The organism is Lentilactobacillus raoultii, from assembly GCF_900411375.1.
Taxonomy (GTDB): domain Bacteria; phylum Bacillota; class Bacilli; order Lactobacillales; family Lactobacillaceae; genus Lentilactobacillus; species Lentilactobacillus raoultii.
Window position 1 is genome coordinate 1 of record NZ_LS423002.1, and the last position, 16,604, is coordinate 16,604.

The window sequence follows — 16,604 nt, forward strand, 5'->3', positions numbered from 1 at the left end:
GCCATTTTCTCACGCATCTACCGGCCGTTTTGACCAGGGAATTAGTGTCAGCTTGAATTTCCATTTTCTGACGGATTATTCCAGGACGACTAAGGTGTTCGGTTAATTTTTAGCTTTCAAGTTTCAGTTAAGATATAAGAAATAGGGTGATGCTGTTGAGTCATCACTCCAAACTTTGGGGATACAGAGAGGAAGATCCTAATGAAATTTTTAAATAAAGCAGTTACGTTTCTTTTCTTAACCATCAGTTGTGGGCTCTTTTTCCTAGACCCAGACGATGCTCAGGCAAAGAGTAATTGGCATCCATATAATGATCTCCTGTTTGGATATGCCAAAAGGCAAAAGATCCTTAAGTATAGTTCAACTGGTTGGGGGGATTTTGACGGGTATCAACACATGCTTTTTAGCTCCAAACGCCATCCCCAGTATAAATATACTCGAAAAAATAGAACATTTCTCATTAGGTATAATACAGTAAGCCCTTATCTAAAGGCTAAATACAATTATCGAAAAATTAAAATTAGTCACGGTACGAAGACACCGATTTTTTCCTATTGGTTTAAGCATCAAAATGAAGGCTGGACTTACATCAATACGATTGAATTTTGGATGGTAAAGCCAATAAGATTCTGAAGGTTTAAATAAAATCGGGAAAATAAATCATAAATTCCATATTTGCTAACTTAGTTGGACTTCTTCCCCGTGTAATGGGGCAGAAAATGATTAGTTATTAGTTGGTGTAAGAACAGAAAAAATTATAACTGCATAAATACAGTACCTAAATTAGGGGACTTTTGATACCAATAATTAATTCTAGATTCATCAATACAGCATTTAGCAATTGAATAGTTTGATTTTAAGGCAAAAGCATTTAGCATAAAAGTAAATTTAAAAGCGCATACAAAGAATTTTTATAGACGATTTTCTTTACTATTTTTCAGCCCGTAGTATGATAAGGCTGTACATAGAAGTGATTACTTTTGGTTGATTAGTGGGTTGAAGAATCTCTAATTCTCTCGTCAATCATGCAATGTAAAGGCGACTGCTGATGTTACTTAGCCAAACATTATATTTCAATTTGGCTATATTAAGGAATGCTAATTGCGGCATCGGCTGTTGTTAGAGCAATTGTGGCTGACTCAATTTTGAAATTAAAGTTGGGTTGCACATTGACGTGGGGAGGTAAGTAACATGAAACTGTCCTTATCTGTTCGAATTCTGTTAATCATCTTAATGTTGGCATTGCTTGTAGCGTATCTGTTGAAGGATGACAATGTTGCAATTGCCTTATTATTTGCTGTCGGCATCCTTGGGTTTGGTGAGCAATTTTATTTGAGTTCGCATCGTCATCATCAATAAGGGCCTAACCTTGGAATTCTTGATTTCAACAGGCATTTCAGATTGGATCATGCGGACTGGCAGATTAAAAATTAGTCGTCGTTAAGAATTAAGTTTGGCATAAAGGAATCATTATCTGGAAAGGTGATGAGGATAATGTCAGTTATTAAGAAAAGATTGCTTACCTATTTCACGAAGAGTGTCCCGTTTGCAGGGTTAGTAATTTCAGTGCTGGCCTATATCTACTTTGTTTTAATCAACCACCAAACTAGTCCGGGGGCATTGTTCTATGTATCAATTCCATTTGATGTCGGTGTCTTGATTGCATTGCCATTTTGGGGATGGCTATTTTGGGTATGGATTCATAAAAATAAAACAGATGCCAATCAAAAAGTCAAAAAATCCCAGTGAGACTAATCACTGAGAATTTTGACACTTATGTAATCAGGAAGTACTGGACGGAGTAAGCCGATGCTTCCTGATTTTTCGTTCAGAGGGGGCGTAGTAAATAGTAACAGACACGACATAGAAGAAGGAATTAATGTATTTGTACGGGTACATGACATCCTTTTTTACCCCCTCCATATTTTATATACGCGAAGTAATTGCCGGATTTTTTGGTAATTTTGATTTTTTGGAATTTATTTTTACCCATACGATTGATTTTAATGGCCAAGTTGGCTTAGAATCCATGGAAATCGATTTTCGGATTGAAAGGCAGTTATCAACTCGTCAACCGTTCTTTGAGCCGTTTGAAGGGAAGTGTCGGGCTTGATTTTTTGGATTTCGGATGCTAATTGATTGGAAGTGACCGGACTTTTTTTGATTTCAATTTTTGCTAAAAATGAAAACAAATTTTGAATGTCGCTGTCTGAGTAAGATCGATTTAAAAAGACCAATGCACTACTTTTGATCTCAAGTTTATCGCAAATGGTATTTAGAACTTCTAATAATAAAGCTTTTTCGGTGAAAACTTCCATGTGATAACCCTACTTCCTGTATTTTAAGTTAATGATCGAGCAGCTTGTGTGATCTAAAATTCAACTGATTTAGAAATGAAATAAGCGTTGAGATCACTTTATCATATTTTGTGAGCTGAACCAAACTGAATTCTAGTTGAAAACCTAAGTCAGGGAAATTCACAACCTTTTGATTGCTGTACATGGTCTTAATTGATGTCTAAACCAGAGGTAGTAAAAAATGAATAATTCGGTTAAAAAATTGAAAATCGTACAAAAAAGCACTCGTAATGAGCGCTTTTTTTAATCACCAATCAATTGATTTTCTTATCCGAATTCAAAACTATTTAATTTGTTCGGCGACATCCTCCTGAGCGCCACTACGCGTTCGCAGGTCTTCTTCGATATCTTCCAATGATCGGTTTCTGGTTTCAAAGACTTTGGCGTGGACGAACCAGATGGCCACAAAACACAAGACCCCGTAACCAATAAAGAGGCTTCCAGTGCCGAAGAAATCGAGTAATGGTGGAAATGTCAGGGAAACAATCATGTTAGCGGTCCAGTTGATCACGCTGGAGAAAGAGTTTCCCAGGCCACGAATATTTAATGGGAAGACTTCACCAATCATGACCCACATGACTGGTCCCCAAGTGGCGGAGAAGAAGGCGATGTAGATGGTTAGGGCAATCACGCAGATAATTGCAGCAGCCTGACTTTGACCGGAGAATTTCATCGCGAAGCTCATGATAAATAGTGACACACCCATCCCGATGGCACCGCCGATCAGCATCTTTTTTCGATCAATCTTATCCATAATCATCACGGCTACAGCAGTCACAATAACGTTGAAGATCCCAATGCCGATGTGGGCAATTAAAGCAGCAGACACGCCAAAGCCGACGTCGGTAAAGATAGTTGGTGCGTAATAAAGCACGGTGTTGCAGCCCATGACCTGTTGAAAAATGGCTAAACCAACGCCAATGACTAATGCCGGGCGGACCAATTTGCCGAATAATTCTGACCAGCCGCCACTCTTGATAGCAGCCTGTTCTTTAATGTCGGCAAGTTCCTGGTCCACAACGCTGGTATCATGACGGTTCATGATTTCTAAAATTTGTTTGGCTTCAGTAACTTTATTTTCTTTTACCAAAAAACGGGGACTTTCCGGTAAGATCAGGGCGCCCAAAAAGAGCAGGGCCGCCGGTAATGCCGCAAAGCCCAGCATCCAGCGCCAACCGGTGTAGAAACCGGAGAAGGAGTAGTTGGTCACGTACGCAATAAAGATCCCGGTCATGACCATCAGTTGAAAGAGACTGGACATGGATCCCCGCTTGTCAGCCGGTGATAGTTCAGCCAAATAGGTTGGAATCAGTGCTGAAGCAGCCCCAACGGCCATCCCCAAAATGATTCGGGAAATAATCAGTGTCCAAAATTCAGGGGAAAAGGCTGATCCCAAGGCCCCAATGAAGAAGATAATGGCAGATAACAAAACAAGTTTTCGTCGGCCAAAGTGATCAGACATTGGTCCGATGACAGCGGCACCCAAAATAGCGCCTAGTAAAACGGCACTGACTACCCAGCCCTGTTGCCAGGAATCCAGGTGAAGTTGTTTTTCAATAAAGAGAATCGCCCCGGAGATCACACCGGTATCGTAACCGAATAACAGGCCGCCCAGTGCGCCGAAAAAGTAGACAAACGCTGACGAAACCTTATGAACCTTAGGAGTCGGATTAGAATTAAGTTGCATTTCTTAACACCTCATATTTGCTATAAAATTTCAACAACAAATTAATTGTAAGTAGGTTGGTTGTTTGAACTTTTTAACGTGGCTTGATTATAGCGCGTTGAAAAAATAATTGCAACCGCTTCCAAACAAATTTAACCCAATTTCAGTCGGATATGGTTAAATAGACAGTGATGATAAGGGATTATTCGAGTTAAAAACGAATTCGGCTAGATAATCAGGGGGGATTAAAGATGCAAACAGAAAGTAGAAAACATCCCATTTGGTTAAAAGTGGCCCTGATAAGCTTATTAATGGGGCTGAATCTGCTTTTTGGGACCATCATGATCAATACACCATCAGCGATTGTGCCAACGGCCCTTGCCAAAATTCAGCCTAATGCCAATCAAGCAGCTATTACCAAGGGCAATGTGAGTGGTTTGTGGCACCAAGGCTATCGTGGTCAGGGGATGGTTGTAGCGGTTATCGATACGGGCATCCAGCCGCATCGTGATCTGCGATTATCTGATCCGAGCAGTGCTAAACTTTCCAAAAGCGATGCCCAACAATTGATTGCTAAAAAAGGATATGGCCGTTATGTGAACGCTAAGATTCCGTTTGCCTATAATTATGTCACCAACAGTAGCCGGGATACGGCACCGGATAACGTTTCGACCTACCACGGTGAACACGTTTCCGGCATTATTGCAGCTAACGGGCAACCGACAACCAAAAAAAGTAATGAATATGTTATCGGTGTCGCACCGGAAGCCCAGCTGCTGGATCTTAAAGTCTCCGATATGATTAATGATGAAACCAAGAATGACGTGGCTCGGGCCATTTACGACGCGGTTGATCTGGGCGCGAATGTGATTAGCATCTCACTTGGGGTGGGACTACCCAACCAGTCAATGACGGATGAAGAGCAGGCGGCCGTTCAATACGCGATTAATCATGGAGTGTTTGTTTCCCTTGCCGGAGGGAATAGTGGTCATTCTGCCAGCATTTTTACCAGTAATCCGTTAGCCGACACCAACAGCATTAACACGGCCTTTGAGCCGGCTAATAGTGGGACGTTGGCCGATCCAAGCGTGGCTGTTAATGCCATGACGGTTGGCGCAGAAAATTCGTTGCAGGGTAAGAAATCGGATGAAGCCGGTTTTTCGTCTTGGGGTCCCACTCCCAATTTTGCGTTAAAACCAGATATTTCAGCTCCCGGAATGGGCATTACATCAACTTGGGCTAATAATACCTATCAGGTTCAGGAAGGCACTTCGATGGCCACCCCATATGTTTCCGGCGCGGCGGCGCTGTTATTGCAAAAGATACACCAGGATCAGCCAAATTTGACGGGAGCGGGCCAAGTTGCGGCCGTTAAGAATGCGTTGATGAACGGTGCCTCACCGCTAAGAGATCCTAATGATAAAAAAGCGAAGGTGCCAGTGTCACCCAGACGACAGGGGGCTGGCCAAATCAACGTGACTCGGTCTGCAAATTTAAACGCTAGTGCAGTTGACCCGACTACCAACCTGGCTTCGGTTTCTTTGGGACAAATCGGATCAACCAAGCATTTTCGAATTAACATTACCAATCATGGGACATCACCAATGACCTATTCAGTTAATGACAATGGCGGCCCCATGACCGAAGTTCGTGATAAAAAGCAGGCGGGTCAGGTTCATGATGCATTTTTGAAAGGCTCCTCAGTGGTTTCAAATTATTCCCGGATTACCGTTCAACCGGGGGAAAGCCAGACGCTGGACTTTCAATTGACCCTCGCTGATAGTGTCGCTCCCCAACGAATGGTTGAAGGGTATCTGACTTTTAAGGCTGATCAGGCCGATCAATCTTTAGTGGTGCCTTATATGGGATATTACGGTGACGCAACTAAAGAGCGGATTGTCGACGCCCCGGCTTATCAACGCGGCAGTGCCTTTAAAGGCGGTTATTTAATCGATGAACACAATACGCCGTTAGGAATCAGTGATCAGGCGTCACTCAATCAATATGTCAATGCCCACGCTGATCGAATCAGCTGGAAGCAACTTGTTAAAAGCATTCACCCATCGTTGGTTGCCTTTTCGCCTAACGATGATCATCATCAGGATTTGGTGGAGCCATTAGTGTATGTCAAACAAAGCTTAGCCGGTGTTAAGGCCCAAATTGTCAATCAGGCCGGCCGGGTTGTCCGAGTCATTGATCAAGAAACCAATTTGGATAAATCGATTGCCGGTGACGATGATAATTTGGATTTGACAACCTCGTATTCGATGCGGCAACATCCAAATGCGTTGGAATGGGATGGTCGATATGACGATGTAGCCACTGGTCAAAGTCGGGTTGTCCCAAACGGCCGCTACCATTATCAGTTGATTACGACCAACTATAATGACGGGATCCAAAAGAAACAGACAGTTTCCTATCCAGTGATGGTCGATACGATTTCACCAAAGGCCTTTCACTTGGTTTACGCCGGAAAATCCGGGCGGCTAACTGGTCGTTTCAGCGATCGGGGTGCCGGCTTTACCAAAATTTCTCGAGCCGCCCTTGAAATCAATCGCCGACAATATGCCGTGCCAGTCACGGCTAAAGCAGCTAAAACCGGACACTTTAGCGATCACTTGAACTCGGCAGCGCGAACAGCCTTGCGCCGACATTCAGCTAAACTTAAGTTGACGGATATTGCGGGTAACTCGGCAACTTTTGCGGTACGACGCCATCAAGCAGCAACGGCTTCGGCTAAACCGACTACGGAGACCCGTCAAGCTATGCCACAATTTAAATGGTATCGATATGGAACCAGTCAAACCGGCTTTTCAAGTTCCTACATTGATATTCGGGATCGGACCTTTAAGTTGTTGGCCCGGGTGCCTAAGCATGTGACTGGTTTAACAGCCTATGCGAAAAACACGTTGACCAACCGGGTGACCAAAGGACACGTTAATTCTGCCAAGGGAATTGCAAGCTTTAAGTTTAAATTTGATTCAAGCGGCTCAATTGTTTTGAGTGGTTGGAGTCAAGTCCCTGGCAGTCAGGTTGGGACTTACTTGAAGTCTGCCTCAGCTGAAACTTCCTTGGGCCGGTTTCCAAGCTCGCCAGCTTTTGCAAAGTTGAAAAAGTTGGCACCGAAATTGGCAACCAATCGGCAGGCTAAAAAGCTGGTTACCATTTCCAAAGGCGCCCCGCAGATTTATGGTCATCGCCAGAAGGATTTGACAGATCGAGCGGCCGCAACACCGGGGATTAAATTTAGCCAGTTAAAGGATAACGGACCAAGCTGGCTGAATGCTAAAACCAGTGCGTCAATTTATAATCCTCAGTCCCAAGAGTTAACAATCAACGGCCAGGTTAAGAATCCTAAGCGGCAACAACTGACGATCTTGGTGACTCCAGATGATCAAGCAGCTATCAATCAGGTACCCCTTTCTGCGACAGGTCACTTTAGTGTTCAGGTACCCTTTAAACCGACGGAACAAAGGGGCGTTGGTTATATTCTGACAACTAAAGTTAAGGAAAAACATCGAGTTAAATACCAGCGTCACCGGGGTGTCTTGGAAATTTATCTGGACACCGTTGCACCAACTTTAACAGTTCAGAAAACGGTTGCGGCTAATAAAGTTACTTTTACCGGTTCCGCAAACGATAATGTGTCAGGGGTGCGATTGCTGATTAATGGAAGTAATCTGTTGACCCAGCAAAATGATGCCGGTCTAAATCAGCACGTTGCCGGCCAGCCATTGAATCCTTATCCGGCTGAATCATTTAAAAAGACTTATTCATTAAAGCCGGGACCTAATCACTTTAAAGTTGAGGCAGTAGACCAGGTTGGCAATGTCACCACCAGTTTATATACAATTAACGGTTAGTCATTAAAATTTATTCTTAAAGTGGGTTAAACAACTTTGAAATTGCAAAAGTTGTCTAGCCCGCTTTTTTACTAAATTGGTTTAATTTGATACACTAAGAACACGTTAATTAGAACATCAGAGAACATTTTTTAGAAAGTGGTGTGTTCAATAATGAAAGCTTTTATGTTGTCACATCCCAGATTAAGTGGCTGGTTACTGGGGCTCATGATTATCTTTTCGTCACTTCTGTTTTTAATGAAATTGGATTACTTTATGGTCGACTGCGTAGTGGGACTGCTGGTCGGAATTGGCCTTTTTCTAAATTGGCAATGGTCAAACAACCATCATCATTGATCCCTTTGGGGTTTTAGTAAAGTAGTCAGTTAGTGTAAACTAAACATATAACTATTTTAGACTGAAAAAGTTACCGACTATCGAATTCAAGCTGTTTCTTCCATCATTCCTCTGATAAGATAGGGTTAACTTAAATCAATGCAAGAAGGCAAAACTTATGAAAACAATCACGAACAAGGATCTGATGCGCCAGGCCAATCGCAAGCTGGTTCTTCAAGAAATTTTTAATAATAAGTATACGACACGGGCGGCCATTTCCCGCCAACTGGGGCTAAACAAATCAACCGTCTCATCGATTTATGATGAATTAAAGGCCGAACAATTGGTTGAAGAAGTCGGTGAGGGAGCGGCTTCGCACGTTGGCGGCCGCAAACCAACCAATATTCGAATCTATGGCGACTACGGGTTTACGCTGAGTTTTGATATTTCATTTCATAATTTACATTTCATGGCGAATTACTTAAATGGCCAAGTGATTGACCAATCCGAGGCCCCGATTTATCAAAAGTCGATTCAAGAGATTAGTCAAATTATTGACGAGCAAATTAATCATTATCTCACAACGGTGACGTCAATTAAGGGGTTACTCGGCATCTGTCTGTCGATTCACGGCATTGTGAACGATCAGCAGGAAATTACTTATTCCCCCTTTGTGAATTTTGACAACGAGAATTTACGCGAACGCTTGGGATCCAAGTATCACGTGCCCGTTGTCCTGGAAAACGAGTCTAATTTAACGGCCGTTTACGTTCGGGACTTTATGATGACGTTTGACCATAAGAATCTGGTGGCTATTAGTATTCATAAAGGTATCGGGTCGGGGGTCATTTTGGATAACCGTTTGTTTCGGGGCTTTAAGGGCCAGGCTGGTGAAGTGGGACGAACCCTGACTAAGAATGCGGCTGGTCAACTAACGCCGATTGAACAAATTTGTTCGGAAGATGCGATTATTAATCGGTTGAGTGATGAATTGAACTTGACGGACTTAAACCGCTATAAAGTTGTTGACATGTACCGCAACCGTGAACCACACGCTGTAGCGGCAATCAATGAATTTATTCAAGAAATTGCCGGTTTAATTTACAATTCGGCCATGTATTTTGATACGGGGGCGATGTATATCGGCTCACCATTAATGGAAGCTGCCCCGGAAATCTTTGATCAAGTGGCCGTTCGGGTTCAGCAACTTGGCAAGTCCGAAATTGAGTTGGTACGGTTGACGGATTCGGATAAAGCCACGTTACTGGGTGCCTGTTCGGTGATTACACACTATGCGTTGGATTTAGTGGGGTATTCGCTAGATTTTTCGAAAAATTGATGCGATCGTAAAACTTTTTGGTGAACCATTGATTGGAAATTCGAAAATGATGATTAATTTTAGGAGAGATGGCTTAGTTGAAAATAATTGTTTTATTTCCCAGAACGGTCACTTTTTTAATCTTTTTAGTAAGTTCAGGAATTGGAATGCTTGTGATGGACGTGGTGATGAAAGTCAATCCACCAGCAGACCTTCTAGGAGACTGGTTGGTTCCTAATTTTGTACTTGCGGTTGGTTTTGGAATTAATTGGCTTCGGCACCAAAAATAGAATAGAAACATAGTGACTCAGAAAGTTTGAAAAGACAATTTTCTGAGTCACTTTATGTATGGGTCATTATTAAAAGTATGCCGTCACAAACAAATAGGCAGCCAACCCAAAGGCGGCCAGCGAAATTAAGGCTCGCAACAGGTGAATATTGGCGTGACGAACGATAATCGGGCCGGTGTAACCGCCAATTAGCAGACCGAATCCCAGTGGAATCACCATTAACCAATCAATTTGTGAGTTGAAGATGAAAATGATGGTCGCAATCAAATTTCCGGCAAACGCAATTACGTTTTTCATGGCGTTCACGACCGCAAACCGATCATCAGTAATGACTGATAAAATGGCCAAAAAGATAACGCCACCAGCTGCACCGAAATACCCGGTGTAGGCACCGACAAGGATGATGCCGATCAAACTGATGAGTGAAACCCACCATCTTTTGTGAGGCGTGGCGTGGGCTTCCTTTAGCTTCGAAGTGGAGACATCCTTTTTACGACCCGAAAGAAACAGGAGGATCCCGGCGAACAGAATGAAGAAAGGAACCACTTTTTCAAAGGAAGACGCCGGTGCGACTAGGAGCAAAATGCTACCGCCGATACTTCCGAATAGAGAGAGCACCACAAACAGCATCAGCTTTTTCCAATGTCCCCGTAACTCCTTTAATGAAGAGACGGTGGCTCCAATTCCGGAAAAAATCAACGCGGTCGTATTGGTCACGTTGGCAAGAACCGGTGGTAAACCGACAGCTAAAAGGGCGGGGTAGGAAACCAGAGAAGCTAATCCGGCAACGGAGGCGAGTAAACCAGCCGCAAAACCGGCAATTATCAGAAAAATAAATGCAAGTATCAAATTAGATGACACACCCTTTCAAAATTTAGATACTTCTAATATACTACTTCCGTCAAGTATTCAGGGGGCTTTCTGAAAAAACGTTAAAAAATTCAGTGATAAATGAATTCTTTAACGTTTTTGGATTAAGAAATCGTATTAACCTGTTTTTTCCGAATGGCGCGATTTAATAAAAATAAACAACCGAGCGAAATAGCAGCGTAAACTGCAGCTCCAATACTGATTTTGTCCAAGCCAACAATGCCGACCATGGCAGACGCAGTGGCAGAACCCAGTGAAATGCCGAAATTAAAAAAGATGGAATTTAGGGATGACGCCAAGACCAGTGATTGTGGGTAATCGGTTTCGGCAATGTTGAGAAAATGAAGTTGAATGGGTGAATTTAGGACGGTCACAATGAGTGTTAAAATCAAGATAATTGTCATTCCTGATAACTTGTTCAACAAGCCGAGTGGCAGTAATAGTAGTAAGAGAATGTCACCCAAGTAGAATTTTGGCAATGTTCCTAAACTGTTGGGCCTTTCAGCGATGACGCCAGATAACCGGTTACTTAGGATGCTCATAATACCAATGATGAATAATAGCCAATTTAAACTGGCCGTGCTAAAGCCCATCGACGTGGTTAGTAGTGGTCGAATGTAGGTGTAGTAAGCATACATGGTGGCAGCTGTGAAGAGAACCAGAATGATGCCAAAATAAATTCGCGGATCCAACAACAGCACTAGCTGATTCTTGATCGAGCTTTGGGTTTGGCTGACTTTCTTTGGCAGGAGAAAGACCAACAAAATGAAGGTTAAAATGCTAATCACTGAAATGCCAAAAAATGTGTATCGCCAATTATAACTGGTGCTAACCGCTACGCCGATCGGTACACCAAAGACTGACGCAATACTGAAACCGGCAAAAATCCACGACACCAGGCTGGCCCGTTTATTTCGAGGGGCGATCGTGCTGGCAAAGGTCATAATCAGTGAAATGATTGAACCGGCGGTCATGGCGGTGATTACTCGAGAGGCTACCATAAACAGATAACTGGTTGAAAGCCCGCTCAAGGTGTTCCCAATTAAGAAAATTATCATCAAAGTTAGTAGCGTTTTGTATCGGCTAAAGCGACTGGTTAGCACCGTTACAAACGGTGTACTAATGGCATAAACTGTCGCGAAGATGGTGACCAGATACCCCATAATGGAAATTGGTACTTGAAATTGTCTGGAAAGATCAGATAGGATACCGACAACAATAAATTCGTTACATCCTAACATGAATGAAACCAACACAAAGACAATGGACTGCAATTTGAATTTGGTCATGGCAGTTTCCCCCTCAGTTGATAATGATTAAATCGTTGATTTGCTTTAAAACGATGCCTTATATAGGCTATCATAAATTATCAATTATTGGAAAAGATATTTTGTTATCGGGTTAAATCTGGGGATGAGTGCCTAAATCGGGGATCATTGACCGGAAACTAATAACAGATTAGAAAGGGGCTTGCCAATGAGCCAAAAATTAAAAATTACCCTGCTATTTTGGCTAAATCTTTTAGTCAGTCCCATATATATTTATTTTGCTAACGGGTTTACTTTTTTTCAATTTTTTAAGTCTGGTTCACAACCATTTGTTAAGCCGTCTCTAATGCCGGGACTGATCGGCAACACATTTTTGTTTTCGTTGCTCATCAGCTGCTTACTAATTGGACTATTAGCCAAACACTATTTTGATAATCAACCAATTATGGAAAGCACTTCTGACCGAGTAACTGTTGCGTTAGTAATTGTAGGAAACTTAGTGCTTCTGGGTGGTGTGATTGTGAAATTAATGACTGGCGAAGCGCTTCAAATTGCCGTCGTGGTCAATGACTTTTCATCAGTAATTGCCTTGGCATTATTAGTTTGGCTTAATTACAAGTTTTGGAAATCAACTAATCCAAGATGGGTGTTCCTTGGTTTACTAATCCAAGGATTATGTGTTTGTCTTTTCATGGAAGGCTTTTATTCATCAATTTGGTAAACGTTGCTTGTTGACAGGATTGTGAGGAATTGAAACCTGATAATACAGTTAAAAATTTAAACCCAAAAAGCGCCTTTAATCAACTGTTTAAATGCAACCGATCAAAGACGCTTTTTATAATGACTTAATTAAATCCGGTTAACTAATCATTGGCATTAGCCGAAACCATACTGCGTTGGTGCAGGTAAGTAATCCCGCCAAAGATGACGGTCCAGGCAATGGCGCCAAGTGCACCGATAATATCTTGTGGAATAAAGAACAGGGTCATGAAGATGACGGCAAAGAACGCAATCGTTAATGGACTGGTAATTCGATACCAAGGCATCTTAAATCCGTCAGGCAGGAAGTCAGATGACTCCCGGTACTTTCGGTGAGCAAGCATGACTAATGCGTACACAATAATATACATATCATTTGAAGAACCAGCCACGATTGTGAAGACGGCGTTTGTGGCGTTGGTCAAACTCATCAGTGGGGTGATCAGCAACACTAGCGCGGAAATTTTAATAGCGGCTGCCGGAACGCCATTTTTAGAAATCTTGGCAAAGTGATCGTGCAGCCAAGAGCCCTTGGGTAATTCATCCGCAATTTGATAGAAGTGACGACCAGCCGAAAAAATGAAGCTGTTCAGTGATGAAGAAGCTGAGGTCAAGACAACGAAGTTAATGAAAGCAGCCGCTGCCGGCAAACCAGCTAACTTGAAGACTTGAACAAAGGGACTGCTTTCGGGGGTCAGATGGGTCCAAGGAATAATTCCCATGATCACGATCATTGCACCAAAGTAGAAGATTAAAATTTTCAGTAGGGTTTCATTAACCGCTTTTTTAATGATGCGGTGCGGGGTTGTGGCTTCCCCAATGGTAATGCTGACAAACTCGATTCCTTGAAAGGCAAAGAAAACCATTGGAAAGGCTGAAATAAAGCTTAAACCGCCGTGCGGGAACATACTGAAGTTGTGAAAAATGTTTTGAACCGAAGCGTGACCAAGTGGGGTGACTGAATGACTAGTCATCATAAAAATCCCGGTAACAATTAGGGCCAAGATGGCAACAATTTTAATCAAGGCAAACCAGAATTCAGCTTCCCCAAAGATCTTAGCGGCAATTAGGTTGACCGATACCAGTGTGCCCAAAAAGGCCAATTGAATGATCCAGGCCGGTAGATTTGGGAACCAGAACTGAACATAAGTGGAGATTGCAGAAAGTTCCGCCATGGCGCAGAAGGTCAGACCCAGCCAATAGGTCCAGCCGGTAAAGTGACCAACTGTTGGCCCAAGATAGCGGGTAATAAATGAAACAAACGTATGTTGAGACGGGTCAGAATAAAGCATTTCGCCGATTGCCCGCATCATCCAAAAGAAAAAGATTCCTAAGACTAAGTAAACTAATAAAATTGATGGTCCAGTCTTGCTAATGGTGGTACCGGAGCCAAGAAACAATCCGGTTCCGATCGTTCCGCCAATGGCAATCATTTGGACGTTGCGGTTGCTTAGAGAGCGCATCGTACCATCCGCATTTTCAGTAATTTGCGACTTTTTCATGAAACTAATTTCCTCCCTGATTAAATATGGAATCATGTTTATTAAAATTAGAGGCCCTCTGATTAATCTGAAATTATCCTAACATGTCAGTGTCCAAAATCCATTATTTTTGAGGGAAGTTTTTAGATGATTTTGTTTTTCATGAAAATCTTTAATGAAAAATAGGCAGATGAAGAAAATTACCTATGAAAATGAAGTCGAAATGATTTAACAACAATGATCAAGATCGATTATACCGGCAAAAAGAAAAAGCCGGTTTAATCCGACTTTTCTTCAGGTAAGTTTAATGGCCGTGGTCCGATATTGGTTGTAAAAGCAACGTTGGTATGCGTATTGCCGAATTCCTTTAATGACGCGTTAAATCGGTTAAGTTCCGTCATGGTTTTATAAAAAACTTTTAATTGGACGGAAGCATCCCCCGTAATAAAATTGCATTCCACGACATTGGGGACCTGAGAGACAAATTTAACGAATTTGGGTAATTCTTTGTAGCTGACGTCAATTCGGACAAACGCCTTAATTAAATAGCCCAACTTTTCATAGTTCACATGGGCTGTGTAGCCGGTAATAAACCCGTGATTTTCCAAATTTTGTAGGCGAACCGAAGCCGATGGTGCTGAAATAAAACACTTTTCGGCAATTTTTTTAATCGAAATTCGACCATCCTGTTGCACAATATTTAAAATTTTACGATCAAGTTTATCCATGTAAAGCAACGCTCTTTTCTAAAAAATAACGATTGAAGTCTTTCTATATCATATCATTTTGCTTTGAATTTGCCGAGAACTCGCACCTTCTTGTCATTTTCAGAGTCAATGATGGTCGTTTCGACGACCCGAAATCGTTATTATTTTATTGAAAGGGCTTGCATTTTGAAAAAGAGGTTATTATAATAGCATTTGTAAGTTGGTTGCGTGAACGAACTAAATAAAATGAATTTTTGGAGGATACTCGTTATGGCATATTGGAATGTAGATAAAATCAAGTATATTGGCACTAAGAATAAGAAATCAGGACTGGGGTTCCAGTACTATAATCCTGATGAAATGATTGGCGGCAAGAAAATGCGCGATTGGCTGCGCTTTGCCGTTGCTTATTGGCACACCTTTGATCAGCGGTTGGTTGATCCATTTGGGGATGGCACGGCAATTCGGCCCTATGATCAATACACCGACCCGATGGACCTGGCCTTGGCCAAAGTGGATGCGGCTTTTGAATTTTATGATAAATTAGGTGTCGACTTCCTGTGCTTCCACGATCGTGACTTGGCTCCTGAAGGCGACACGTTACGGGAAACCAACCGGAACTTGGATAAGGTTGTTGATAAAATTGTCGACTATCAAAAGACTTCCGGCATGAAGGTTCTTTGGAACACCTCGAACCTATTTACTAATCCACGGTTTGTAGAAGGTGCCGGGACCTCACCATACGCTGACATTTTTGCTTATTCAGCTGCGCAATTAAAGCACAGTTTGGAAATCGGTAAACGGGTTGGTGCCGAGAACTATGTTTTCTGGGGCGGTCGTGAAGGTTACGAATCACTTTGGAACACGGATATGAAGCGTGAACAGGAACATGCTGCCAAACTCTTCCACATGGCAAAAGATTACGCAAATGAAATTGGGTTTGATGCTCAGATGTTACTGGAGCCAAAGCCAAAGGAACCAACCACCCATCAATATGAATTTGATGCAGCGACGACCATTGCCTTTATGAAAGAATATGGACTGGATAAAGATTTCAAACTCAACTTGGAAGGCAACCATGCCAATTTAGCCGGCCACACTTACCAACATGAGATTCGAGTAGCTCGTGAAGCCGGTCTGCTTGGCTCATTGGATGCTAACCAGGGAGATAAATTAATTGGCTGGGATATTGATGAATATCCGTCAAATCTGTATGAAACAACCGCAGCCATGACGGAAGTTGTTGAAAATGGTAGTATTGGTCCTCACGGTGGGTTGAACTTCGATGCTAAGCCACGTCGTTCATCATTTGAACCAAATGACCTGTTCTATGGTCACATTGTCGGAATGGATAGTTTCGCGGCTGGACTGCGAGTTGCCGTTGCCATGAAGGAAGACGGCGTACTGGATAACCTGGTTAAGGATCGTTACAGCTCCTTTGATTCAGGAATTGGTGCCAAAATCGAAAGCGGTAAGGCAACGATGGCTGAATTAGAAGATTATTCACTTGATAAGACTCAGAAACAGTTACGGGACGCAACCCATTCTGATCATCTGGAACAGATTAAGGACACGATTAATCACTATATTATTCAAACGTTAAAGTGAGTGCAGCCAAACGTTTAATCTACGGAGTCTAAGGCGTCGAATGGTGAAAAGCCCGCTTTTGGCTTTTGGCCATTCGATCCCTTAGATGCAGTAGATTGTTTG

Annotated in this window: 15 protein-coding genes; 9 read left to right on the forward strand and 6 right to left on the reverse strand. The window is 42.4% G+C overall.

The genetic code is table 11. The annotated features are described in order from the left end of the window. The first annotated feature begins 201 nt into the window (after window positions 1-201). The 3 genes from ED605_RS12865 to ED605_RS12870 all read left to right on the forward strand — a co-directional run bounded on the left by ED605_RS12865 (window position 202) and on the right by ED605_RS12870 (window position 1,749). Window positions 202-633: a hypothetical protein gene (locus tag ED605_RS12865; RefSeq protein ID WP_121979299.1), complete on the forward strand. Its 432-nt coding sequence runs from the start codon at window positions 202-204 to the stop codon at window positions 631-633. Between the two features lie 558 nt (window positions 634-1,191). Then, window positions 1,192-1,359: a hypothetical protein gene (locus ED605_RS14655; RefSeq protein WP_162919809.1), complete on the forward strand. Its 168-nt coding sequence runs from the start codon at window positions 1,192-1,194 to the stop codon at window positions 1,357-1,359. Between the two features lie 135 nt (window positions 1,360-1,494). Continuing rightward, a complete protein-coding gene (locus ED605_RS12870) occupies window positions 1,495-1,749 on the forward strand; it encodes a hypothetical protein (RefSeq protein WP_121979300.1) in 255 nt (84 codons plus the stop codon). Between the two features lie 254 nt (window positions 1,750-2,003). On the opposite strand, the gene ED605_RS12875 is transcribed toward ED605_RS12870, so the two are convergent. Then, on the reverse strand, window positions 2,004-2,318 hold the full coding sequence (locus tag ED605_RS12875) for a hypothetical protein (RefSeq protein ID WP_121979301.1): 315 nt from the start codon (window positions 2,316-2,318) through the stop codon (window positions 2,004-2,006). A 322-nt stretch (window positions 2,319-2,640) separates the two neighbouring features. Continuing rightward, window positions 2,641-4,044, reverse strand: a complete 1,404-nt coding sequence (locus ED605_RS12880) for a sugar porter family MFS transporter (RefSeq protein ID WP_121979302.1) — start codon at window positions 4,042-4,044, stop codon at window positions 2,641-2,643. Window positions 4,045-4,274: 230 nt separating this feature from the next. On the opposite strand from ED605_RS12880, the gene ED605_RS12885 reads away from it, so the two are divergent. The 4 genes from ED605_RS12885 (at window position 4,275) to ED605_RS12900 (ending at window position 9,809) form a co-directional block, all read left to right on the forward strand. Then, complete coding sequence (locus ED605_RS12885) at window positions 4,275-7,886, forward strand: S8 family serine peptidase (RefSeq protein ID WP_121979303.1); 3,612 nt, start codon at window positions 4,275-4,277, stop codon at window positions 7,884-7,886. A 153-nt stretch (window positions 7,887-8,039) separates the two neighbouring features. After that, on the forward strand, window positions 8,040-8,222 hold the full coding sequence (locus tag ED605_RS12890) for a hypothetical protein (RefSeq protein ID WP_162919810.1): 183 nt from the start codon (window positions 8,040-8,042) through the stop codon (window positions 8,220-8,222). Between the two features lie 157 nt (window positions 8,223-8,379). After that, the gene (locus tag ED605_RS12895; RefSeq protein ID WP_121979305.1) at window positions 8,380-9,540 is read left to right on the forward strand and encodes an ROK family transcriptional regulator; all 1,161 of its coding nucleotides are present in this window, start codon (window positions 8,380-8,382) and stop codon (window positions 9,538-9,540) included. A 77-nt stretch (window positions 9,541-9,617) separates the two neighbouring features. Next, the gene (locus ED605_RS12900) at window positions 9,618-9,809 is read left to right on the forward strand and encodes a hypothetical protein (RefSeq protein ID WP_121979306.1); all 192 of its coding nucleotides are present in this window, start codon (window positions 9,618-9,620) and stop codon (window positions 9,807-9,809) included. Window positions 9,810-9,878: 69 nt separating this feature from the next. Here ED605_RS12900 and ED605_RS12905 read toward each other — a convergent pair whose 3' ends face one another. Next, window positions 9,879-10,658, reverse strand: coding sequence for a sulfite exporter TauE/SafE family protein (locus ED605_RS12905; RefSeq protein ID WP_121979307.1), 780 nt, complete (start codon window positions 10,656-10,658; stop codon window positions 9,879-9,881). A gap of 125 nt (window positions 10,659-10,783) precedes the next feature. Next, window positions 10,784-11,968, reverse strand: a complete 1,185-nt coding sequence (locus tag ED605_RS12910) for an MFS transporter (protein WP_121979308.1) — start codon at window positions 11,966-11,968, stop codon at window positions 10,784-10,786. 187 nt (window positions 11,969-12,155) lie between these two features. Here ED605_RS12910 and ED605_RS12915 point away from each other — a divergent pair, with 187 nt between their 5' ends. Then, entirely contained in the window at window positions 12,156-12,668 is a 513-nt protein-coding gene (locus ED605_RS12915; RefSeq protein WP_121979309.1) for a hypothetical protein, read from the forward strand. Window positions 12,669-12,810: 142 nt separating this feature from the next. On the opposite strand, the gene ED605_RS12920 is transcribed toward ED605_RS12915, so the two are convergent. After that, window positions 12,811-14,208 carry an amino acid permease gene (locus tag ED605_RS12920; protein WP_121979310.1) on the reverse strand — a complete coding sequence of 466 codons (1,398 nt, stop codon included), beginning with the start codon at window positions 14,206-14,208 and terminating at the stop codon, window positions 12,811-12,813. A 257-nt stretch (window positions 14,209-14,465) separates the two neighbouring features. Continuing rightward, on the reverse strand, window positions 14,466-14,915 hold the full coding sequence (locus ED605_RS12925) for an Lrp/AsnC family transcriptional regulator (protein ID WP_121979311.1): 450 nt from the start codon (window positions 14,913-14,915) through the stop codon (window positions 14,466-14,468). Between the two features lie 249 nt (window positions 14,916-15,164). Here ED605_RS12925 and xylA point away from each other — a divergent pair, with 249 nt between their 5' ends. Beyond that, window positions 15,165-16,502: a xylose isomerase gene (gene xylA / locus ED605_RS12930; RefSeq protein ID WP_121979312.1), complete on the forward strand. Its 1,338-nt coding sequence runs from the start codon at window positions 15,165-15,167 to the stop codon at window positions 16,500-16,502. Window positions 16,503-16,604 lie beyond the last annotated feature (102 nt).